A 20,263-nucleotide genomic window follows, 5' to 3' on the forward strand; every position below is an offset into this window, starting at 1 on the left:
GGACGTGGTCCGGGGTCCACTCTGCGTCGAGGGGGACGGCTGGAGGCACAGGCGCCACCCCCGCGGCCCGGTGGACCCCGGACCAAGTCCGGGGTGACGGGGGGTGTGAGGCGGAGGACGTGGCTCCTACCAACGACTTGGCGGCTCGTGCCGCGTCGGCTACCCTCGTGGTCAGGGGGATGCGCGCATGGCGACGGCGATTGGACGGGGCGGAACACAGGTAAAGCCTTGGGCCGCCGACACCTATGAAAAGGCGCTGGCGGTCGGCGCGCTGCTGCTGCTCGCCGCCGTGCTGACGGCGATCCTTCGCGGGCAGGCGCAATGGGTGTTGGTGCCGGGGATCGTCTGGGCGCATATCCTCACCATTCTCGTCGCGCTCGTCCTGACGCCGGTCATCCTGCTGTCACCGCGCGGGGACAGGCGGCATCGCATATTGGGGCGGATTTGGGCGGCGGCGATGCTGCTGACCGCATTGCTGTCGTTCGGTATCCGCGAGGCGAACGGTGGCTTCAGCTTTATCCATATCCTGTCGGCCTGGGTCGTCATCCAGGTGCCGCTGCTCTGGTATGCGGCGCGCACCCACAAGGTTGCGCTGCACCGGGGCAGCGTGCGCGGCATGGTGACGGGGGCGCTGCTGATCGCGGGCTTTTTCACCTTCCCGTTCGGCCGGCTGCTCGGGCGCTGGCTGTTCGGCTGAGCACATGCGCGGCGTCCGCATCGTCCTGTTCGCACTCGTCTGGCTGAGCTGTGTCTGGTTCGGATCGTGGGAGCGCAACGACAATCAGGCGACGCGGATGTACGCCGCGATCGGGCTGGTCGAGCGCGGCGATGCCTCGATCGATCCCTATGCCACGCTGACGATCGACAAGGCGATGTTCGGCGGGCGCACCTATCTGGACAAGCCACCGGGCATGACGCTGATGGCACTGCCCGCGGTGTGGATCGCCGATCGTGTCACCGGCGATCGGGCGAGCCATTACGACAGCGCGATCGGGGGCTATGACTTCGATCGCTACCTGCGGCTGCGCGTGCGGCTGGCGGTGGCCATGGGGCCCGCGCTGCTGACCGCGCTCGCCGCGGTGCTGCTGTTCGATCTGGGCGTGGGGCTGAGCGGCAGCGCGAGCGCGGGGCTGTTCGCTGCGTTGGGCTATGCGCTCGGTACGCCGGTGTGGGGCTGGTCGACGACGCTGCTGGGGCATGCGGTGGTCGCGGACCTGTATGTCGTGGCGATCTGGGCTGTGTGGCGCGGACTGTCCCTGCCGCGGGGGGCGAGCGGCCATGCGCTGCTGGCCGGCGTGGCGCTCGGTTGGGCGGTGGTGGTCGAGCATCAGGCGGTGCTGGCCGGCGCAGTGATTGCGCTGTGGGCGGCGTGGGCGGCGCGCGAGCGGGCGGATCGCGCCTGGCTGATCGGCGCGGCGCTGATCGGCGGGGCGATCGCGCTGGTCCCGTTCGCGACCTACAACCTCGTCGCCTTCGGCACGCCGTTCCGGATCGGCTATGCCGGCGTCGTCGGCTGGGAGGGCATGCACCAAGGGCTGTTCGGGCTGGGCGTGCCGCGGCTGTCGGTGCTGCGCGAGGTGACGATCGGCGCACGCTATGGGTTGGTCTGGGTCGCGCCGGTGCTGGTGCTGGCGCCATATGGCCTATGGATGTGGGGACAGCGACCGCGGACGTGCAGCCTGGCGGTTGCGGCAGCGCTGGCGGCGATCGTCGTGCTGCTGGTCAATGCGGCCTATGTCTATTGGCAGGGCGGCAACACCACCGGGCCACGGTTCGCAATCCCCGCGGTGCCGTCGCTGGCGATGGGCCTCGCCGCGGCCTGGGCGCATGCCGGCGACCGCAGCATCCGGATCGGCATGGCGCTGCTACTGGCGCTATCGATCGCGATCAATGCGGCGATCGCCTCGGCGGAGATTTTCGCGCCGCCGGGCAGCGCCTTTCCGGTATGGCAGGCGGTGATCGCCGGGCCGTTCGCCAACGGTGTCCTGCGCACCATGCCGAGCGAGTGGTTCGGCTTGAGCCCCTGGGCGGGCTTCCGCTGGTGGTGCGCGCTCGCGCTGCCGATGCTGGGATGGCTTGCCTGGCGGGTGCGGCGGGTTCAGGCCTGAGGCGTGCGCTTCAGGCCGCGGACGCGGTGCCAGATGTAGAAGGCGACGAGGGCGATCAGGACGATGCCGATCGCGAGGTCCGCGCGGTGGAAGGCGGCCTTGACGCGGGGGTCGCTGTCCCACTTGCTGCCCAGCTTCATGCCGACCCAGGCGAGGCCGAAGCACCAGGGCCAGCTGCCGAGGAAGGTGTAGACGTGGAAGGGCACCAGCCGCATCCGCGCGACGCCCGCCGGGAAGGCGATGAAGCTGCGGATGACGGGGAGCAGGCGGCCGATCAGCACCGCGATCGAACCCCAGCGCGCGAAGAAGCGATCGGCGGCGTCGAGCTCGCCCGGGCCGATCAGCAGATAGCGGCCCCAGCGTTCCGCGACCGGGCGGCCGCCGCGCTTGCCGATCTCATAGGCGACGATCGAGCCGAGGTTGCAGCCGATCGCGCCCGCGGTCGCCGCCAGATACAGGTCGAAGCGGCCGGTCGAGACGAGATAGCCCGCGAACGGCATGATGATCTCGGACGGCAGGGGAATGCAGGCGCTTTCGATCGCCATCAGGATCGCGATGCCGACGTAGCCGCCGCTGGAGATGACCCAGATCGTGAAGGTGGCGAGGACGCCCAGGATTTTCTCGAACATGGGCGGGGGGCTTGGCGGATCGCACGGGTTTAGGGAAGGGGGAACCGGATACGCTGCTGGGACGCCGTGCGACGATGACCGATCTGACGCTGAACGATGGCCGGACCATGCCCCAATTGGGCTTCGGCACCTGGAAACTGCCCGATGCGCAGGCACCTTTGGTGGTGCGCGGCGCGCTCGATGCCGGATACCGGCTGATCGACACCGCGGCGATCTATCGCAACGAACGCGGCGTCGGCGAAGGGCTGGCGGGCAGCGAGGCCTTCGTCACGACCAAGCTGTGGAACGACCGGCAGGGCGATCCCGAGGCCGCGCTGGACGAGAGCCTGGCGCTGCTGGGGATGGACGCGGTCGACCTGTATCTGATCCACTGGCCCGCGCCGGGGCAGGGGCAGTATGTCGAGGCGTGGAAGGCGCTGGTGCGCCTGCGTGACGCGGGCAAGACGCGATCGATCGGCGTGTCGAACTTCCTGCCCGAGCATCTCGACGCGATTATCGATGCGACGGGCGTGACGCCGGTGCTCAACCAGATCGAGCTGCACCCGCGGCACCAGCGGCTGGAAGAGCGGGCGTATCACGAGGCGCATGGCATCGTAACGCAGAGTTGGAGCCCGCTGGGGCAGGGTGGCGACCTGTTGCAGGACGCGGCGATCGTACGCATCGCGGACAAGCATGCGCGGTCGGCGGCACAGGTGGTGCTGGCCTGGCATCTGGGGCATGGCTTTTCGGTGATCCCGAAGGCGGCGGATCCGGAGCATATGCGCGATAATTTCGTCGCGGCGGACCTGACGCTGGACGACGAAGATATGGCCGCGATCGATGCGCTCGACCGGCAGGAGCGGATGGGCGAGGACGCGCGGGCGATGTGATGGGTCCGCGACATGGGCAATACGAACACCTTAACGGAAACGATTTGGCCCTATCGTTTCCGTACGTGACGTGATGATGAGAACGAGCGGATCTGAAGATTCGATCTATCTGAAGAGGCCGATGTAGGACGGCGACTGGGAATTCCCCTGCCGTGCCAATGTCTTGTTGTAGAGAGCCTCCAACAGGTTCGTTACAGCGAGGCGATGTAGTCGGGGCCGGAGCGGTTGTCGGCATCTCGTATATCGCGAGGGCGTCGCTTCCCTCCCCCTCCGTCACCGCTTTGCGGTGCCACCTCCCCCTGGCGGGGGAGGACTTGGGTTGTCCTCCCTCGCTTTAGCGGGGGAGGGGGGCCGCCGGGCGCAGTCCGGTGGTGGAGGGGGCGTTTCCGCATAGGGCCCGGGGCAGACTCAGCGTTAGCCTAGCGCTGCCTTCGCCTGTTTCAGGTCTTCGACGAAGCGCGCGTATTCGTCGGCCTTTTGCGTTTCGTCGGGCAGGCGCAGCAGATAGCTGGGGTGGACGGTGATCCAAGCCTCGCCGCCCTCGGGGAGGGTGATGGCTTTGCCGCGTTCGCGGCCGATCGTGACCGTCCGGCCCAGTAAGGAACGTGCGGCGGTGGCGCCGAGCGCGACCGTGACGCGCGGGCGGATGAGCATTTGTTCCTGTTCGATCCACCAGCGGCAGGCCTGGATTTCGCCGGTGTCGGGCTTGGCGTGGATGCGGCGCTTGCCGCGCTGTTCGAATTTGAAGTGCTTCACCGCATTGGTGACGTAGACGCGGGCGCGGTCGATCTCGGCTTCGGCGATGGCGCGGTTGAACACCTGTCCGGCGGGGCCCACGAACGGCGTGCCGGCGAGGTCCTCCTGATCGCCCGGCTGTTCGCCGACGAACATCAGCGGCGCATCGACCGGGCCTTCGCCGAAGACGGTCTGCGTCGCGTGCTTGTAGAGGTGGCAGCGGGTGCAGGCCGCCGCTTCGTCGCGCAGCGCCGCCCAGGCGGCGGTGGCATTGTCGCCGATGGCCGGCGCCTCGCGTGACTGGGTGATCATGCCGCTTTCCCGTGCCTGTGCGCCGGCGATCAGCTGCCCGACCAGCGCGGTTTCGGGCATGTTCTTCCAATACTTCCGCGGCATTTCCTTCAGCATCGCGCCGATCTTGACGCGCGCGGGGTTGAAGATGCTGGCGTAATAGGTCTTCCACACCTCTTCGGTGGGATCGCCGTCGGGCGCGTCGGCCTTTTGTGCGCCGGGTCCTTCGGACAGCGCCTTGCCGTCCCAGTGGAGCGAGACCTCGGGCGTCAGGATCGACCAGCGCATGCTGGCGAAGCGGTTGACGAAGAAGGCGGCGTTGGCGCGGACGATATGATGGTCCGGTTCGAACCAGGCGACGTAGCGCGTGCCCTCATCGTCCTGTTCCTCGCGGAAGCGGAGGAAGGCGCGCATCTTGTGGATGTCGCGGCGAACCGATTTGGCGAGGCCTTCGAGACGGCGAACGAGCGGGTCGGCCTGATCCTCGATCAGTTTCGGTTCGCGGCGCAGGCGGGCGAGCGCGGTGTAGAGGAGCGCGAACCGTTCGGGATCGCTCGACAACACGACGCTGCGGGCGAGATCGATGAAGGCGCGGGGGACGGAGAGGGTGCCACTGGCGGGCGGCGTGGGCGTGTTGTCGGCGGCGGTGGCGAACAGGTCGGCGGGGGTGTCGCCGACCTGCCAGACGATGTCATCCGGGGGGACGTCGGCTGCGGCGAGGGGCCGGGCGGCGTCGCGCCACGCGTCGAAGTCGTCGGGGGTGGGGAGGGTGATTATGCGCATCACACTCTTTCGTCACCCCGGACTCGTTCCGGGGTCCACTCTGCGGCGAGGGGGATGGCTGGGGCCTCTTGCAGTTCCCTCGCGGCCCGGTGGACTCCGGAACAAGTCCGGAGTGACGAGGTATTTGGGGCAGGCGATGGAGACAGTAGCGCGAGACGTCCCCCCGTGGGCCGGTGGACCCCGGACCAAGTCCGGGGTGACGGGGTGGTTGGGGTAGGCGTACCGAACCTCACCGATCAGTCGCGGTCGTCGCCGCCGGCGGGCTTTTCCTTGGCAAGCTTCAGCTCCTCGGGCTTGCGCTCTTCGTAGATCGCGGCGAGTTCCTTCTCGGTCTTGCTGTCGAGCTCGTCGGCCGCGGCGGGGAACATCTCTTCCTCTTCCTCGGTGATGTGGTGTTCGTAGCGGCGACGCATGTGGAAGAACTTCTCGTTCCACTCGTCCGACGACACCTCCAGCTCGGTCATTTCGGCGAGCAGGTCGTCGACCTCCTTGTGCTCGGACACCGAATGGCGCGCGTCGTCGCGCAGTTCGGGGTCGCGCAGCATCGTGGCGTAGAGCGATTCCTCCTCGGCGGCGGCATGTGCCTGCACTTCGAGGCGGAAGGTTTCGAACAATTTGCCGCGCTTGGCCGTATCGGTCAGTTCGGCCAGCTCCTTCAGCATCTTGCGCTGCTTGTCGTGGTCGCGCTTCAGGTCTGCGTAGATGTCGGCGAGGGCCATGGGTGTGTCTCCTTCGCATCGCCCAACCGGCGAGCGCGCACGGCGTTTCACTCGCGAGTCATTCTCATGCGGCGAAGAGTTCAAGCTGCTGCTTTTTGGGCGCGACGAGCGGCGTCAGGTCGGCGCGGTCGCTGAGCAGGACCGGGCGCCAATCCTCTGCGACGATGAAGGGGCGGACTTTGGCGACGCTGACCGTCAGGCGCGCGACATCGTCCAGGCGCAGGCGACGCCAGCGGCGGGTGGCGACGATGCGGTCGACCGCTTTCACGCCGAGGCCGGGCACGCGGAGCAGCATTTCGCGGGGCGCGCGGTTGACGTCGACCGGGAAGCGGTCGCGAAACTTGAGTGCCCAGGCGAGCTTCGGGTCGATGTCGAGCGGCAGCATGCCGGTCGCGTCGTCCGCGGCGGCGACGACCTCGGCCGGGCTGTAATCGTAGAAGCGCATCAGCCAGTCGGACTGATACAGGCGATGTTCCCGCATCAACGGCGGGCGTTGCAGCGGCAGCACGGTGCTGGCGTCGGGGATCGGGCTGAACGCGCTGTAATAGACGCGGCGCAAGCCAAAGCGATCGTAGAGCGTCGAGGCGCGTGCGACGATTTCGCCATCGGTGGCGGCGTCGGCGCCGACGATCATCTGCGTCGACTGGCCGGCGGGGGCGAAGCGGGGGGCGGATTTGTACTTCTTGCGTGCATCGCCATTGTCGGCGATCGCACCCTTCACGTCGCGCATCGCGCCTTCGATCCGGGTGCCGTCCTTTTCGGGGGCGAGGCGCTTCAGGCCGCTGACCGTCGGCAGTTCGACATTGATCGAGACGCGGTCGGCGTAGAGGCCGGCCTGATGGACCAGCATCGGGTCGGCGTCGGGGATCGTCTTAAGATGGATATAGCCGCGGAAGTGATGGTCTTCGCGTAACGACCGCGCGACCTCGACCATCTGCTCCATCGTGTAGTTCGACGATTTGATGATGCCGGACGAGAGGAACAGCCCCTCGATATAGTTGCGCTTGTAGAAGGCGATCGTCAGGTCGACGACCTCCTTGGCGGTGAAGCGCGCGCGGCGGACGTTGCTGCTCTTGCGGTTGATGCAATAATGGCAGTCGAAGATGCAGCTGTTGGTCAGCAGGATCTTGAGCAGGCTGATGCAGCGACCGTCGGGGGCGTAGGCGTGGCAGATGCCCATGCCCTCGGTCGAGCCCAGTCCCTTGCCGTCCCGGCTGTTGCGCTTGGCGGTGCCCGACGAGGCGCAGGACGCATCGTATTTCGCCGCATCGGCGAGGATTTCCAGCTTCTGGCGGGTGTCGAGCTGGGCCATTCGTTCTATATACGTTCCGCGATCGTCGCCGGCAAGGGGCGGAGGCAACACGATTTTTGGTCTCAGTCATCGCCCCGCAATGATGGTGCGCGATAAGGCCCGCCAAGGAGAGTCGGAGATGACGACAGAGGACATGCCCTATCTGTCCGCGCGCTCGTTCGCCGAGGCGGTGCGGTCGATCCAGGCGGACCATCCCGCCGCGGCGGCGGCGCATCAGGCGATGTGCCTTGCCTATACCGGCCGCGTGCTGGCCGGCCTGCGCGCCGCTATTCCGCCGCGAGCAGGCTGGTCGCACCGCCCAGATCGACCGATACCAGCCGGCTGACGCCGCGTTCGACCATGGTGACGCCGAACAAGCGGTGCATGCGGCTCATCGTCACCGCATTGTGCGTGACGATCAGATAACGGGTCTGCGTTTCGCGCGTCATCCGGTCGAGCAGGTCGCAGAAGCGTTCGATATTGGCGTCGTCCAGCGGCGCATCGACCTCGTCGAGGACGCAGATCGGCGCTGGGTTGGTGAGGAACAAGGCGAAGATCAGCGCGACCGCGGTCAACGCCTGTTCGCCGCCTGAGAGCAATGTGAGCGACTGCAGTCGCTTGCCGGGTGGTTGCGCCATGATCTCCAGCCCCGCCTCGAGCGGATCGTCCGAATCGACCAGCGCGAGGTGCGCGGCGCCCCCGTCGAACAGCGTGGTGAACAGGCGGCGGAAATGGCCGTCGACGGCTTCGAACGCGGCGGTGAGACGCTGGCGGCCTTCGCGGTTGAGCGTGCCGATCGAGCCGCGCAGGCGGTGGACCGCCTCGACCAATTCGTCGCGTTCGGCGGCGTTGCTCTTGCCGCTCGCTTCCAGCTCGGCGAGCTCGCGTTCGGCGACGAGGTTGACCGGGCCGATGCGCTCGCGATCGGCGGTGAGGCGTTCGTGGGCGCTGCTTTCCGCGGCGGGTGTGCCGACGTCGGTGCCGGCGAAACCCAGGCGTTCGGGAAGCACGGGGGCGGGGCATTCGAAACGTTCGCCCGACAGGCGGCCCATCTCGACGCGGCGTAATTCCTGCGATTCGAGGCGGGCGGCGGCGCCGGCGCGGGCTTCGCGGGCTTGAGACAGCGCCTCGATCGCGCGGCGTTGCGCGTCGTCGGCGCGGCGGGCGGCGGCATCGGCGTCGCGTTCGGCGGCGGCGTGCATATCCGCGTCCCGGCGGGCGGCGTCATGTTCGGCATGGGCGGTGGCGATCGCGGCGTCGAGCGCGGCGGGGCGATCGGCGGCATCGGCAGCCTCTTTGGCGAGCGCGACCTCTCGGACGTCCATGTCGGCGATGCGCTTGGCGGCCTCGCCCGCGCGGGCGCGCCAGCTGCGGGTGTCGGCTTGCGCGGCGGCTAGCCTCTCACGGTTGGACTGGACCGCGCGGTCGAGCGCGGCGCGCTCGCCACGCGCCTGCGCGACGGCGGTGCGGCAGCGCTCGGCGACGGCGGAGAGGGCGGCGACCGCGGCGGCGCTGTCGCGGCCGTCGGGCAGAGCGGCGCGCGCGGTTTCGGCGGCGGCGCGGTCTGCCTCGGCCTCGTCGTGTTCGGTGGCGACGCGCAACGCGCGGGCGTCGAGATCGGCGCGCTGCCCGGCGAGGCGTTCGAGCGCGGTGGTGGCGCGGTCTTCGGCGCGTTCGGCATCGCGGATGGCGGTGTCGGCCTGAGTGAGGGCAGATCGGGCGGCTTGCGCGGCCGTCCGGGCGGCGGCGATGCGGCGGTCGATGTCGGCGCGGGCGGTGTCGGCGGCCTCCGCGATGGCGGCGGCGGCGGGGCGTGCCGCCTGCAGGGTTTTCAGGCGGTTGAGGCGTTCGAGCCGCTCCGCCGCGGCGGCACCGCTGCCGCTCGCGACATGGCCGTCCCAGCGGCGCGTGTGCCCGGCCGGGGTGACGAGGCGCTGGCCGACCGCGAGCGGCTGGCCGTCGTCGGTATCGGCGACGAAGGACTGGGCGAGGCGGCGGGCAAGCGCGGCGGGGGCGGTGACGTGGTCGGCAAGCGACGTCGTGCCGGGCGGCGGGGCGGGATCGCCCGGCTGCGGCGTGGCACCGGTCCAGGCGGCGGGGTCGCCCTCCAGCTCGTCGCCAAGCGCGGCGGCGAGCGCGCGTTCGTAGCCGGCGGCGGGGGCGAGGCGATCGAGCAGCTTTTGCTTGCCCGTCCGCTGGGTGGCGCGGGTAAGCGCGGCGATCTCGGCATCGATCTGGGCGAGGTCGGCGCGGGTGGCGGCGCGGGTGGTTTCGGCGGCGTCGCGGCCGGCGATGGCGGCGCGTTCCTCCACCTCCGCCTGGGCCAGCGCGTCGCGCGCCTGTTCGGCGCGGGCGAGGGCCTGTTGCCGGCGTGTGGCGGCCTCGTCACGGGCGGCAGTGAGCGGGGCGGCGTCGCCCAGCGCGGCGAGCGCCTGGGCGACCTGTGCGACGTCGCGGCGGGCGCGGTCGGCACGGGCGCGGGCAGCGGCGAGCGCGGCATCGGCGACGCGGGTTTCGGCGGCTTCGCTCGCCTGGCGCGCGAGGCCCTGGGCGAGGGCGACCTCGGCATCGCGGGCGTGGCGTTCGGCGTCGGCGAGCGTCGCGTCGAGGCGGGGCGCCTCGTCGGCGGCGGAGAGGATCGCGCGGTCGAGCGCCTTCACCTCGTCGGCGAGGCGGGCGAGCGCCTGCGCGGCATCGGCGGCGAGCGTGCCTTCGCGTGCGCGATCGTCGGCGATGCGGCGGCGCGCCTCGTCCAATTCGCTCACCCGGCGCGCGGCGGCGGCGCGTTGCGCGCGGAGCGTGGTGAGGCGGTGGCCGAGATCGTTGGCGGCGTCTCGCGCGGCGAGCGCGGCGGCGCGGGTGGTGGCGACGGCGGCCATGGCGTCGGCCTGTGCGGCGGCGGCGATGCGTTCGGCGTCGGTCGTCTCGGCGACGCGGGTGTCGGCGGCGGTCGCTTCGGCGCGCGCGGCATCGGCGGCCGCGGCGGCGTCGCGCCAGCGCGCGAAGATCATGCGCGCTTCGGCGAGGCGGATCTTCGCCGACAGCTCGCGATAGCGTTCGGCGGCGCGGGCCTGGCGGCGCAAGGAGGCGGCGCGCGCGTCCTGATCGGCGATCAGTTCGCCGAGGCGTTCGAGGTTCGCTTCGGTCGCGCGCAGTTTCTGTTCGGCGTCCTTGCGGCGGACGTGGAGGCCGGCGATCCCCGCCGCTTCTTCCAGCATCGCGCGGCGTTCGGCTGGCTTGGCGGCGATGACCGCGCTGATCCGGTTCTGGCTGACGAGCGCGGGACTGTGCGCGCCGGTGGCGGCGTCGGCGAACAGGAGCGCGACGTCCTTGGCGCGCACGTCGCGGCCGTCGATGCGATAGGCGCTGCCGGCGCCGCGTTCGATGCGGCGGACGACTTCGCGCTCGTCGCCGTCCGCGGCGTCGAGCAGGATCGAGACTTCGGCGAAGGCGCGCGGCGGGCGCGTCGCGGTGCCGGCGAAGATGACGTCCTCCATCCCCGCGCCGCGCAGCGACTTGGCGCTCGATTCGCCCATCGTCCAGCGCAGCGCTTCGAGCAGGTTGGACTTGCCGCAGCCGTTCGGGCCGACGACGCCGGTCAGCCCCGGCTCGATATGGAGGTCGGCGGGGTCGACGAAGCTTTTGAACCCGGCAATGCGGAGCCGCTTGATCTGCACGAGGGTGGGGTGGCTGTTCTGTTGTGCGGTGGCAAGCTGCGCGGCGTTTTTTGATTCACGCGAAGACGCGAAGACGCGAAGAGGTCAGGCTTGGCGCCGCAGGCATTCCCCTCTCGCACCCGAACCGCATAGGCGATCGGCGCTAGATAGGGGCGGCTGCGCCGCATGCGCGACCTCTTTGCGTCTTCGCGTCTTCGCGCGAAAACCCTTTACGCGCCCGCGGCCTTGAGCAGCGGTTCGAACTGGCCCCAGCTGCTGACGTCGGTTTTCTTGCCGTTGATGAGGAGCGTCGGCGTGCCGGTGACGGTGCCGTCGGCGCCCTTGTCCTGCGTCTGCTTGGTCCAGCGGTCGATCTGGCTCATGTCGCCGAGGCACTGCATCGCCTTGGCTTCGGGGATGCCGCGCTGCTTGGCGAAGTCGATCAGGCCCATCTGCTGCGCCATCATCTTGATCGCGTCGACGGGCTTGGCGGTCTGCAACTGCTGCTGCTGCGCGGGGGTCATCGCCTGGAGCTTGTTGAGGAAGCCTTCCTGCGACTGATACATCTGTTCGAGGATCGGGAAGAATGCGGCCTTGTCCGCGCAATTGCCGAGCAGCGCAGGGGGTACGTCCGGGGCGCCGTGGACCAGGAATTCGCGATATTCGAAGCTGACCTTGCCAGATTTCACGTAATTCATCAGCGATTCGAAGCCGTCGCGCGCGAAGGCGCCGCAGACCGGGCATAGGCGCGAGCCATATTCGACGACCTTGATCGGCGCGTTCGGGTTGCCGACGATCGTGCCTTCCGCGGTGCGCGAGACGACGTCGGTCCAGTTCTGGCCCGACGGCGCGGCGACAGCGGCGACGGGGCTGGCGGGCGCGGCGGGGGTGCCGGTGCCATCCTTCGAACAGGCGTTGAGCGCCAGCGGCAGGACGAGCAAGGCGGCGGTGAGGCGGGTCTTCATGGCGTTACGCTCCATCACGAAAATCACTTGAGGCCCTTGGCACGCAGTACGGGGGCGAGGGTGTTCCAGTCGCCCGGCGGTTGCAGCGTGCCGTCGACATAGAAGCTGGGGGTGCTGTTCACCTCGATCGGCGCGTCGCCGGTCATCGCGGTGATCCGCGCGACCTCTGCCTTGTCGGCGAAACAGGCGTTGATCCGGGCCGGCGTCAGGCCGCGGGCACGCATCGCGGCGGTGAGGCCGCCGGCATCGGCATAGGTGCGCGCCTGGACGATCGGCGGCTTGGTATCGATGTCGGGATGCGCCGCCTGATACTCGCCGACCTTCTTCAGCCACACCGGCTGCGTCGCGAAGATCATCGCATGCGCGCCCGCGAAACCGCGGGGCCCCGCGCAGCGGGCGAGGATCGCCGCGCCCAGATCGGCGGGATCTCGGATCAGGTGGCGGTATTCAAGGCTGAGCCCGCCCGAGCGGATCATCTTGCCCTTCAGCTCCGGCTCGCTCTCTTTAGCGAAGACGGCGCAGTGCGGGCAGGTGTAGCTGCCATATTCGATCAGCTTCACGCGCGCGGTGGGGTTGCCGAAGACATAGGCGCCCTTCGCGGTCTGGTGCGCAGGCGCGGCCGACCAGTCGGTGACGGGCGCGGTGGCGGCCACCGTGAGAAGCGCGATCGGGAGCAAACGGGAAAGCGGCATCAGCTGATCCTGGGCAGGGTGCGCGGCGCGTGGACGCCGGCGGCGAGAGCTTCGAGCACGGCGCGCAATTCGGGGTCGGCGATCGTCTTCAACCCTTCGCCGATCTCGGCGGGCGCCTCACGCGGGGCGGCGGGGGCGCTGCGCGGCATACGCTTGGCGACGTCGCCCTGGCGGATCGTCAGTTTCGCGACCGCGGCATAGCCGAAGAAGCGGTTGACGCGCTCGACGATCTCGGGCGCGATATGCTGCATCATCGGGGCATGCGCGCCGCGCACGACGATGGTGAGCACGCCGTCCGCCTTCTGCCCCGGCGGGAAGCGCAGCGATTCGGGTGCCGATGCCGCCGCCCAGCGTTCGCCGACGATCTCCGGCCAGCGCGTGACGAGCGCGCTCTGCACAAAGCCGAATCGCTTGAATGCGGCGCCATGGATCGCGGGCAGCAGTTCGCTGACCGCGCGGGCGCGATTCTGGCGAGGGGCTTCGGTATCGGTGGCGCGGGCGCGCTTGCTCATCCGCGGCTCCATGCCATAGCGGATGCGTGGACGCTACACGCTCTTATCCCGAACCTGCGGCGATCGCGCCGCTTCTACTCGCCTGGTACGACGTTCACCGCCGCGCGTTGCCGTGGCGGGCGCTGCCCGGCGAGATGGCGGACCCGTATCGCGTGTGGCTGTCGGAGGTGATGCTTCAGCAGACCACGGTCGCGGCGGTGCGGCCGCGGTTCGAGGCGTGGGTGGCGCGCTGGCCGGATTTCGATGCTCTTGCGGCGGCGGACGAGGCGGAGGTGATGGCCGCCTGGGCGGGGCTGGGCTATTATGCCCGCGCGCGCAATCTGGTGGCGGCGGCGAAGGTCGTGGTGGCGGAGCATAATGGCGCGTTCCCTCCAGACGAGGCGACGCTCAGGACGCTGCCGGGCCTGGGCGCCTATACCGCGGCGGCGGTGGCGGCGATCGCCTTTGGACAACGCGCGGTGGTGGTCGATGCCAATGTCGAGCGCGTCGTCGCGCGGCTGTTCGCGATTCGCGAGGCGTTGCCGGGCGCGCGGATGGCGATCCGTGCGGCGGCCGATCGGGTGACGCCGGATGCGCGCGCGGGCGACTTTGCGCAGGCGATGATGGATCTGGGGTCGGGCATCTGCACGCCGAAGAAGCCGTCGTGCCTGCTGTGCCCGTTGCAGGGCGAATGCCGGGCGTTCCGCGAGGGCGATCCCGAGCGGCTGCCGGTGAAGGCGGCGAAGAAGGCCAAGCCGCAGCGGCACGGCACGATCTTCTGGCTGGAGCGTGCCGGCGCGGTGTGGCTGGTGCGGCGGCCGGGCAAGGGGCTGCTTGGCGGCATGCGCGCGCTGCCGACCGGGCCGTGGGCGGATGCGCCGCCGGGCCTCGCCGATGCGCCGGTCGCGGCGGCGTGGGAGTTGCGCAACGCAACTGTCGCGCACGGCTTTACCCATTTCGATCTGCAACTGGCGCTTGCCGTCGCGGAAGGCGAGGGCCATCACCCGCTTCACGGCGAATGGTGGCCGATCGACGATCTGGATCGCGCCGGCCTGCCGACGCTGTTCGCAAAAGCCGCCGCGGCGGTGCTGAGGAGGGATGGATGAGGCGCGTTCATGGGATCGTCGGTGCTGGTCTGGTCGCGCTGGTCGCGAGCGCTGGGTTTGCGGGGCAGGCACGCCAGGCCGCACCCGCACCCGCACCCGCACCCGCACCCGCGCCTGCGGTCGTGCAGCGCGGGTCGGTCGATACGCTGGGCCGTGCGGTGCTGCCGGGCACGCAGGCGCTGTTCGACGGCTATGTCCGCGACGACAAGATGCCGGGCATCGTCGGCGCCTTCGGTGTGGGCGATCGGCCGACCTGGTTCGTCTCGGCCGGGCGGATCGCCACCGACGCCGACGCGCCCGCCGCGACGCCTGATACGCTGTGGCGCGTCTATTCGATGACCAAGCCGGTGACGGCGATGGCGGCGATGATCCTGATCGAAGAGGGCAAGATCGGCCTCGACGACCCGCTGTCCAAATATATCCCCGCCTTCAAGCAGATGCGCGTCTTCACCAACCCGGACGTGACGCTCGATTCGGTGCCGGCAAAAAGCGAGATCACGATCCGCGAGCTGCTGACCCATACGTCGGGCCTGGGCTATAACATCAACGCCAAGGGCCCCCTGCTCAAGCTGCTGGAGACGAAGGGTATACTGCCGGCGGCGGTGAACACGCGGATCGAGGCGGCGGCGCGGCGCACCCGACCCGCGACGCTCGCCGACTTCGCCGATCGCGTCGCGAGCATCCCGCTCGTCTACCAGCCGGGCACGCGCTGGCATTATTCGATCGGCCTCGACGTGATGGGCCGCGTGATCGAGGTGGCGTCGGGCATGCCGTTCGACCGCTTCGTCCAGCAGCGCCTCTTCGACCCGCTGAAGATGACGTCGAGCTTCTGGACCGTGCCGGCGCGTGACGCATCGCGCCTCGCGACCAATTACGCGATCGTCGGCGATCAATTGTCGCCGCTCGATCCCGGTGCGACGTCGGTGTGGCTGAAGCCGCCGAGCTTTCCCTATGGCGGCGCCGGGCTGGTCATGTCGGCGCGCGACTATGACCGGTTCCTGCACATGCTGGCCGATGAGGGCACGCTGGACGGCGTGCGGGTCATGAAGCCCGAGACGGTGCGGCTCGCCATGTCGAACCTGCTGCCGGCGGGCGTCACCTTCGGCGGGGTGGATGGCAATACCGGGGGCACGCAGGCCGCGACGCCGATGGGCTTCGGCGCGGGCGGTTCGGTGTATCTCGCCGATGGGCCGGGGGGCATGCCCTCCAAGGGCACCTATGGCTGGGGCGGTGCGGCGGGCACGGTGGCGTTCGTGGATCCGGTGAAGAAGGTGCGCGGTACGATCATGGTCAATTATTTCCCCGCCGATCGCTGGCCGGTGCGGCAGGAGACGGTGCGCGCGCTGGCCGCCGATCTGTCGCGGTTCAAGCGATGAGCGTCGCCCCCGGATTTACGGCCATCGGATTCACGGGCGGCACGCTCGATCGCGCCGATGCGCTGCGCCACGATCCGGCGGCGCTGGCGGCGAAGCTCGACTGGCGGGCGCGGTTGCTGCGGCTCGACGGGCTGATGCCGGCGGCGGACGACGACGGACGACTGGTGTGGGACAGCCTCGCGGCACTGCCGGAGGACGCCGAGGTCATCCTGCTGGGGCTGGATGAGGCCGGCCGCGCGCATGTCGCCGCGCTGTTGCCGCAGAGTGGCGAGGGTACGGTGCCGGCGATGCGCAGCCCGGCGCTGATGGGCCTGCTCGCCAGCCTTCAGCCGGGCGAGGCGGCGACCTATGCCGCGGCGCGCAGCCTGATCGACTGGCACAGCCGCCATCGCTTCTGCGCCCGTTGCGGCGGCACGACGCACCTGTTCCGCGGCGGCTGGGGGCGGCAGTGCGACGTCTGCGCGACCGAACATTTTCCGCGCGTCGACCCCGTCGTCATCATGATCGCCGAACATGACGGCCGCGCGCTGCTGGGGCGCGGCAAGGGCTGGCCCGAGGGGCGCTATTCGGCGCTCGCCGGCTTCGTCGAGCCTGCCGAATCGGTGGAGGAAGCGGTGGCGCGCGAGATCGTCGAGGAAGCGGGCGTGCGCGTCACCGACGTGCGCTATATCGCAAGCCAGCCCTGGCCGTTCCCGTCATCGCTGATGATCGCCTGCATCGGCCGGGCGGAGGACGATACGATCACGCTCGACACCAACGAGCTGGAGGATGCGATCTGGGTGGAGCGCGACGTGGTGCGTGCCGTGCTGGCGGGAGAACCCGGCCCGTTCCTGCCGCCGCCGCCCTATGCGATCGCGCATACGCTGCTGACGGTGTGGGCTGAGGGGTAAAGCGGGTCGAAGTCCTCCCCCGCAAGGGGGAGGGGGACCGCCACGCGCCAGCGTGGCGGTGGAGGGGGAGGGCGGCGGTGTACTCTGAAAACGACGAGTGCCGCGGTCCTCCCCCTCCGTCAGCTTCGCTGCCACCGCATCGGGTCGATCATGCCCCCGGCATGATCTTGAACGGCCGGGGGCCGTTCATCCCGATGCGCCCTGGCGGGGGAGAAATTTTGAGGGTCAGCGCATCGCTGCGATGAGGTCGTCGAGGGGCGCGATGGCGAAGCTCGTCATGTCGTCGGCGAGGGCATAGGGTAGCAGCAGCGTGCGGCCGCGGACCATGGCGCCGCAGGAATAGACGACGTTCGGGACATAGCCGTCCCAGGTTTCGCCATCGGGCGCGATCATCGGTTCGGGCAGGCGGCCGAGCACCTTCGTCGGATCGTCGCGGTCGAGCAGGGCGGCGCCGATGCAATAGCTTCTGACCATGCCGACGCCATGGGTGAGGACCAGCCAGCCCTCGTCGATTTCGATCGGAGAGCCGCAATTGCCGATCTGCACGAATTCCCAGGGGTATGCGGGCTCCATGATCCGTACCGGGTGGTCCCAGGCGAGCGGGGTGTCGCTGGTGGCGTACCACAGGTTTTCATTGTCGTGGCGGAACAGCGCGGCGAATTGGCCGCCGATCTTGCGCGGGAACAGCGCCATACCCTTGCCGCTCGCCACCGGCCCTTCGACCGGGTGCATGTGGAACAAGCGGAAATCGTCGGTCTGAAGCAGTTCCTGCCGCGCGCTTTCGGCGCAGACGGCGGTGTAGCTGCCCATATAGGTGGTGCGGCCGTCGTCCTCGCGGAACTGGACGAGGCGCAGGTCCTCGATCCCGCGGCTCTGGCTAGGGACGACGGGGAACAGCACGGTTTCGGACGGCTCGCGCGCGTCGCGGCAGTTGAGCTGCACCAGGGCCTTGGCGCCGATCTGGCGGACGAGTTCGGGATCGGGCTCCTCCACCACCGGCGGCACGCCCTGCGGTCCGGGCGGATGGAGGACGAGGTCGTCGTCGTCCGGCCCCCAGGTGCCGGTGCGGAAGGTGACGGAGGACAAATGCCCCTCGCCGATCCCGCGCAGCGACAGGACGAAGCGGATCGCGCCGTCCGCGCAGTCGCTCTGGTCGGGATGGGGGACGATGCTGGGGTTGAACAGCGCGGCGGCTTCGAACGAATATTCGGCGCTGCAATAGCCGCCGATCAGCATGCGGCGCGCTTCCGACAGATCGGGCGACAGGTCGAGTTGCGCCGCGACCTCGTCGAACCGGCGTAGCAGCAGTGCGGGCACTTCGCGATGGCGGGCGCCGAGGCCCTCGACGATCGCCTCGACGAGGTCGGCCGTGCGCGCATCGTCGAGTGCGAGCAGGCGATCGACGATCCGGTCGCCACGCGGCGCGCCCTCGACCGCGAACGGGGCGGGGTCTTCGGGCAGGAAGGGACGGATGACGGTACGCTTGGGATCGGGAAGCAGCGTCGGCTTCAGATGGCGGACGAACGTTGCGGCCAAGGCACCCTCCAGAGGTTGTCGCGATAGACGCGCGAACCGGCGCGGCGGGTCCGTCGCCTGTCGGTCCTTCCTGTCAGGAAATGTTGCTCATCCTGTCCTTCCCATATGATGGATGCCATTTTCATCTGTTCGAGCGCATGGCGACGTGGCAGGCGGGGAAACGGATCGGGAGGGGTTCATGGGGACGTTGCTGGCATTCGGCGAGATCATGTTGCGCCTGTCGCCGCCGGGGCGCGAGCTCCTGTTGCAGACGCCGAAGCTGGACGTGTGGGTCGCGGGGGCGGAGGCGAATGTCGCGACGGCGCTCGCGCGGCTGGGCCATGACGTGCGCTTTGCCAGCCAGGTGCCGGACAACGACCTCGGCCGATCGGCGATCGCGACGTTGCGCAGCCATGGCGTCGATACGCGCGGCATCGCGCTGGGCGGCGCGCGCATGGGATTGTATTTCGTCACCTCCGGCGCCGGGATGCGCGCGACCGAGGTAATCTACGACCGGGCGCATTCCGCCTTTGCCGAGGCGCCGGCATCGGCGTGGGACTGGGATGCGCTGCTCGACGGCGTCGATGGCATGCATCTGTCAGGGATCACCCCGGCGCTGGGCGCGGTAGCGGCACAGAGCGCCATCGCGGCGGTGGAGGCGGCGGCGGCGCGCAACATCCCGATATCGTTCGACGGCAATTACCGCGCGAAATTGTGGGAGCGGTGGGATGGCGATCCGCGTGGTCTGCTGACGCAATTGGTCGCGCGGGCCAGCCTGTTCTTCGGCAACCATCGCGATATCGCGTTGCTGCTCGGCACGCCGTTCGAGGCGGGCGATGCGCGCGCCGCGGCGGAGGCGGCGTTCGCGGCGTTTCCGACGCTGCAGACGATCGCCTCGACCGCGCGGACGGTCGAGAATGTCGATCTCCATTATCTGTCGGCGCGGATCGACACGCGCGAGACCTGGGTGGAGACGCCGCAGGTGACGCTGGCGGGGATCGTCGACCGGATCGGCGGCGGCGATGCCTTTGCGGCGGGCGTGCTGCACGCGCTGCGCCGGGGGCAGGGGATTGCGGCGGCGGCGGAGGCGGGCGTGGCGCTGACCGCGCTGAAACATTCGCTGCCGGGTGACGCCGCGCTGTTCCGGCAGGCGGACCTCGACGCCTATCTGGCCGGCGGGCTGGACGTGCGCCGCTGAGCCGCGGCGGCGGCGACGCTGCTCCATGCATAGAGGCCGCACCCGGCCCAGATGAGCGCGAAGGTGGCGAGCTGCGCCGGGCGTACGGGCTCGTGATAGAGCAGCACCGCTTCAAGGAACTGGAGCGTCGGCGCGATGAACTGGAGCAGCCCGATCGTCGTGTAGCGCAGCGTGCGCGCGGCGGCGGCGAACAGCAGCAGCGGCGCGGCGGTGACGGGGCCGGCGAGGACGAGCAGCAGGTCCATCCCCGTCCCGCTGCCGAAGGCTGAGGTGCCGTTGCGCCCGGCGACGATCAGGATGGCGAGCGCGACGGGTGTGATCAGCGCGGTTTCGACGGTCAGCCCGCCGAGCGAATCGATCGCGCAAATCTTCCGCAGGAAGCCGTAGAAGGCGAAGCTGAGCGCCAGGGTAAGCGAGATCCAGATCGCGCCGCCGCCGTTCAGCGCGAAGATGAGCACGCCGCACGCAGCGAGTCCGATCGCGATGGCCTGCACCCGGCCCAGCCGCTCGTGCAGCAACAGCGTACCGAGCGCGACATTGACCAGCGGATTGATGAAATAGCCGAGGCTCGCTTCGACCAGATGCGCGTTATCGACCGCCCAGATGTAGACGAACCAGTTGATCGCGATCAGCGTCGCGCTGCCCGCCAGCATCAGCAAGGTGCGGCCACGCGCGACGGCCAGCAGCGGGCGCAGCCGCCGGGTGGCGACGACGATCACCGCGAGCAGGACCAGCGACCAGAGCACGCGGTGTGCGATCACCTGGAGCGGCGGGACACCCGACAGCAGGTGCAGATAGAGCGGCAGCGCCCCCCATAACGTATAGGCGCCGATGCCCTGGAGCAGGCCGGTGCGGGTGGAGGAGGCGGCGGACATGGTGCGCGCTGTGCCGGGTCGATCGGGGTGAGGCAAGCGCGCGGCGCTTTTCCTTGGCCCCCCAGCCGGCTAGG

The 20,263-nt window shown here is 69.6% G+C and carries 18 protein-coding genes; 8 read left to right on the forward strand and 10 right to left on the reverse strand.

What is annotated here, in order from left to right; translation table 11 throughout:
- The first annotated feature begins 187 nt into the window (after positions 1-187).
- Together ACP7A3_RS10995 and ACP7A3_RS11000 are read left to right on the forward strand one after the other, a co-directional pair.
- On the forward strand, positions 188-697 hold the full coding sequence (locus tag ACP7A3_RS10995; RefSeq protein WP_426255588.1) for a DUF2306 domain-containing protein: 510 nt from the start codon (positions 188-190) through the stop codon (positions 695-697).
- 4 nt (positions 698-701) lie between these two features.
- Entirely contained in the window at positions 702-2,108 is a 1,407-nt protein-coding gene (locus tag ACP7A3_RS11000) for a hypothetical protein (protein ID WP_426255589.1), read from the forward strand.
- Here ACP7A3_RS11000 and ACP7A3_RS11005 read toward each other — a convergent pair.
- Positions 2,099-2,737, reverse strand: a complete 639-nt coding sequence (locus tag ACP7A3_RS11005) for a DedA family protein (protein WP_017980262.1) — start codon at positions 2,735-2,737, stop codon at positions 2,099-2,101. The two genes, ACP7A3_RS11000 and ACP7A3_RS11005, sit on opposite strands and share 10 nt — an antisense overlap.
- Before the next feature lie 74 nt (positions 2,738-2,811).
- Between ACP7A3_RS11005 and ACP7A3_RS11010 the strand changes: the two genes are divergently transcribed.
- Entirely contained in the window at positions 2,812-3,606 is a 795-nt protein-coding gene (locus ACP7A3_RS11010; RefSeq protein WP_426255590.1) for an aldo/keto reductase, read from the forward strand.
- A gap of 414 nt (positions 3,607-4,020) precedes the next feature.
- Here the strand turns inward: ACP7A3_RS11010 and ACP7A3_RS11015 are convergent, their stop codons facing one another.
- The 3 genes from ACP7A3_RS11015 to ACP7A3_RS11025 all read right to left on the reverse strand — a co-directional run bounded on the left by ACP7A3_RS11015 (position 4,021) and on the right by ACP7A3_RS11025 (position 7,446).
- Entirely contained in the window at positions 4,021-5,415 is a 1,395-nt protein-coding gene (locus ACP7A3_RS11015) for a UdgX family uracil-DNA binding protein (RefSeq protein ID WP_426255591.1), read from the reverse strand.
- A 236-nt stretch (positions 5,416-5,651) separates the two neighbouring features.
- The gene (locus ACP7A3_RS11020) at positions 5,652-6,134 is read right to left on the reverse strand and encodes a hemerythrin domain-containing protein (protein WP_043061101.1); all 483 of its coding nucleotides are present in this window, start codon (positions 6,132-6,134) and stop codon (positions 5,652-5,654) included.
- Positions 6,135-6,198: 64 nt separating this feature from the next.
- Positions 6,199-7,446 (reverse strand): putative DNA modification/repair radical SAM protein, encoded by a 1,248-nt coding sequence (locus ACP7A3_RS11025; RefSeq protein WP_426255592.1) that lies wholly within the window; start codon positions 7,444-7,446, stop codon positions 6,199-6,201.
- 118 nt (positions 7,447-7,564) lie between these two features.
- Between ACP7A3_RS11025 and ACP7A3_RS11030 the strand changes: the two genes are divergently transcribed.
- Positions 7,565-7,771, forward strand: coding sequence for a hypothetical protein (locus ACP7A3_RS11030; protein ID WP_426255593.1), 207 nt, complete (start codon positions 7,565-7,567; stop codon positions 7,769-7,771).
- On the opposite strand, the gene ACP7A3_RS11035 is transcribed toward ACP7A3_RS11030, so the two are convergent.
- The 4 genes from ACP7A3_RS11035 to ACP7A3_RS11050 all read right to left on the reverse strand — a co-directional run bounded on the left by ACP7A3_RS11035 (position 7,713) and on the right by ACP7A3_RS11050 (position 13,250).
- On the reverse strand, positions 7,713-11,102 hold the full coding sequence (locus ACP7A3_RS11035) for a chromosome segregation SMC family protein (protein ID WP_426255594.1): 3,390 nt from the start codon (positions 11,100-11,102) through the stop codon (positions 7,713-7,715). The genes ACP7A3_RS11030 and ACP7A3_RS11035 overlap by 59 nt on opposite strands.
- Before the next feature lie 209 nt (positions 11,103-11,311).
- Complete coding sequence (locus tag ACP7A3_RS11040) at positions 11,312-12,046, reverse strand: thioredoxin domain-containing protein (protein WP_017980256.1); 735 nt, start codon at positions 12,044-12,046, stop codon at positions 11,312-11,314.
- 23 nt (positions 12,047-12,069) lie between these two features.
- Positions 12,070-12,738 carry a DsbA family protein gene (locus ACP7A3_RS11045; RefSeq protein ID WP_147036841.1) on the reverse strand — a complete coding sequence of 223 codons (669 nt, stop codon included), beginning with the start codon at positions 12,736-12,738 and terminating at the stop codon, positions 12,070-12,072.
- Complete coding sequence (locus ACP7A3_RS11050; protein ID WP_226341869.1) at positions 12,738-13,250, reverse strand: DUF721 domain-containing protein; 513 nt, start codon at positions 13,248-13,250, stop codon at positions 12,738-12,740. The genes ACP7A3_RS11045 and ACP7A3_RS11050 overlap by 1 nt, the downstream gene beginning before the upstream one ends.
- A gap of 26 nt (positions 13,251-13,276) precedes the next feature.
- Between ACP7A3_RS11050 and ACP7A3_RS11055 the strand changes: the two genes are divergently transcribed.
- Genes ACP7A3_RS11055 through nudC form a run of 3 tightly spaced genes read left to right on the forward strand, consistent with a single transcriptional unit; the run spans position 13,277 to position 16,601 of the window.
- The gene (locus ACP7A3_RS11055) at positions 13,277-14,335 is read left to right on the forward strand and encodes an A/G-specific adenine glycosylase (RefSeq protein WP_426255595.1); all 1,059 of its coding nucleotides are present in this window, start codon (positions 13,277-13,279) and stop codon (positions 14,333-14,335) included.
- Complete coding sequence (locus tag ACP7A3_RS11060; protein WP_426255596.1) at positions 14,332-15,711, forward strand: serine hydrolase domain-containing protein; 1,380 nt, start codon at positions 14,332-14,334, stop codon at positions 15,709-15,711. The genes ACP7A3_RS11055 and ACP7A3_RS11060 overlap by 4 nt, the downstream gene beginning before the upstream one ends.
- Positions 15,708-16,601, forward strand: coding sequence for an NAD(+) diphosphatase (gene nudC, locus ACP7A3_RS11065; protein ID WP_426255597.1), 894 nt, complete (start codon positions 15,708-15,710; stop codon positions 16,599-16,601). Before ACP7A3_RS11060 ends, nudC begins: the two co-directional genes overlap by 4 nt.
- Positions 16,602-16,826: 225 nt before the next feature.
- Here nudC and ACP7A3_RS11070 read toward each other — a convergent pair whose 3' ends face one another.
- The gene (locus ACP7A3_RS11070) at positions 16,827-18,137 is read right to left on the reverse strand and encodes a glycoside hydrolase family 130 protein (RefSeq protein WP_426255598.1); all 1,311 of its coding nucleotides are present in this window, start codon (positions 18,135-18,137) and stop codon (positions 16,827-16,829) included.
- Between the two features lie 178 nt (positions 18,138-18,315).
- Between ACP7A3_RS11070 and ACP7A3_RS11075 the strand changes: the two genes are divergently transcribed.
- Positions 18,316-19,314, forward strand: a complete 999-nt coding sequence (locus tag ACP7A3_RS11075; protein WP_426255599.1) for a PfkB family carbohydrate kinase — start codon at positions 18,316-18,318, stop codon at positions 19,312-19,314.
- On the opposite strand, the gene rarD is transcribed toward ACP7A3_RS11075, so the two are convergent.
- Positions 19,281-20,189 (reverse strand): EamA family transporter RarD, encoded by a 909-nt coding sequence (rarD, locus tag ACP7A3_RS11080; protein WP_426255600.1) that lies wholly within the window; start codon positions 20,187-20,189, stop codon positions 19,281-19,283. The two genes, ACP7A3_RS11075 and rarD, sit on opposite strands and share 34 nt — an antisense overlap.
- Positions 20,190-20,263: the final 74 nt, after the last annotated feature.

This window comes from Sphingomonas sp. DC5200-1 (assembly GCF_049897245.1).
Classification (GTDB): domain Bacteria; phylum Pseudomonadota; class Alphaproteobacteria; order Sphingomonadales; family Sphingomonadaceae; genus Sphingomonas; species Sphingomonas aquatilis.

Coding starts and splice junctions, on each gene's coding strand:
- ACP7A3_RS11045 (WP_147036841.1), bottom strand. CDS start 12,738: ATGCCGCTTTCCCGTTTGCTCCCGATCGCGCTTCTCACGGTGGCCGCC.
- ACP7A3_RS11060 (WP_426255596.1), top strand. CDS start 14,332: ATGAGGCGCGTTCATGGGATCGTCGGTGCTGGTCTGGTCGCGCTGGTC.
- ACP7A3_RS11040 (WP_017980256.1), bottom strand. CDS start 12,046: ATGAAGACCCGCCTCACCGCCGCCTTGCTCGTCCTGCCGCTGGCGCTC.
- ACP7A3_RS11005 (WP_017980262.1), bottom strand. CDS start 2,737: ATGTTCGAGAAAATCCTGGGCGTCCTCGCCACCTTCACGATCTGGGTC.
- ACP7A3_RS11025 (WP_426255592.1), bottom strand. CDS start 7,446: ATGGCCCAGCTCGACACCCGCCAGAAGCTGGAAATCCTCGCCGATGCG.
- ACP7A3_RS11000 (WP_426255589.1), top strand. CDS start 702: ATGCGCGGCGTCCGCATCGTCCTGTTCGCACTCGTCTGGCTGAGCTGT.
- ACP7A3_RS11075 (WP_426255599.1), top strand. CDS start 18,316: ATGGGGACGTTGCTGGCATTCGGCGAGATCATGTTGCGCCTGTCGCCG.
- ACP7A3_RS10995 (WP_426255588.1), top strand. CDS start 188: ATGGCGACGGCGATTGGACGGGGCGGAACACAGGTAAAGCCTTGGGCC.
- ACP7A3_RS11020 (WP_043061101.1), bottom strand. CDS start 6,134: ATGGCCCTCGCCGACATCTACGCAGACCTGAAGCGCGACCACGACAAG.
- ACP7A3_RS11030 (WP_426255593.1), top strand. CDS start 7,565: ATGACGACAGAGGACATGCCCTATCTGTCCGCGCGCTCGTTCGCCGAG.
- rarD (WP_426255600.1), bottom strand. CDS start 20,189: ATGTCCGCCGCCTCCTCCACCCGCACCGGCCTGCTCCAGGGCATCGGC.
- ACP7A3_RS11050 (WP_226341869.1), bottom strand. CDS start 13,250: ATGAGCAAGCGCGCCCGCGCCACCGATACCGAAGCCCCTCGCCAGAAT.
- ACP7A3_RS11010 (WP_426255590.1), top strand. CDS start 2,812: ATGACCGATCTGACGCTGAACGATGGCCGGACCATGCCCCAATTGGGC.
- ACP7A3_RS11015 (WP_426255591.1), bottom strand. CDS start 5,415: ATGCGCATAATCACCCTCCCCACCCCCGACGACTTCGACGCGTGGCGC.
- nudC (WP_426255597.1), top strand. CDS start 15,708: ATGAGCGTCGCCCCCGGATTTACGGCCATCGGATTCACGGGCGGCACG.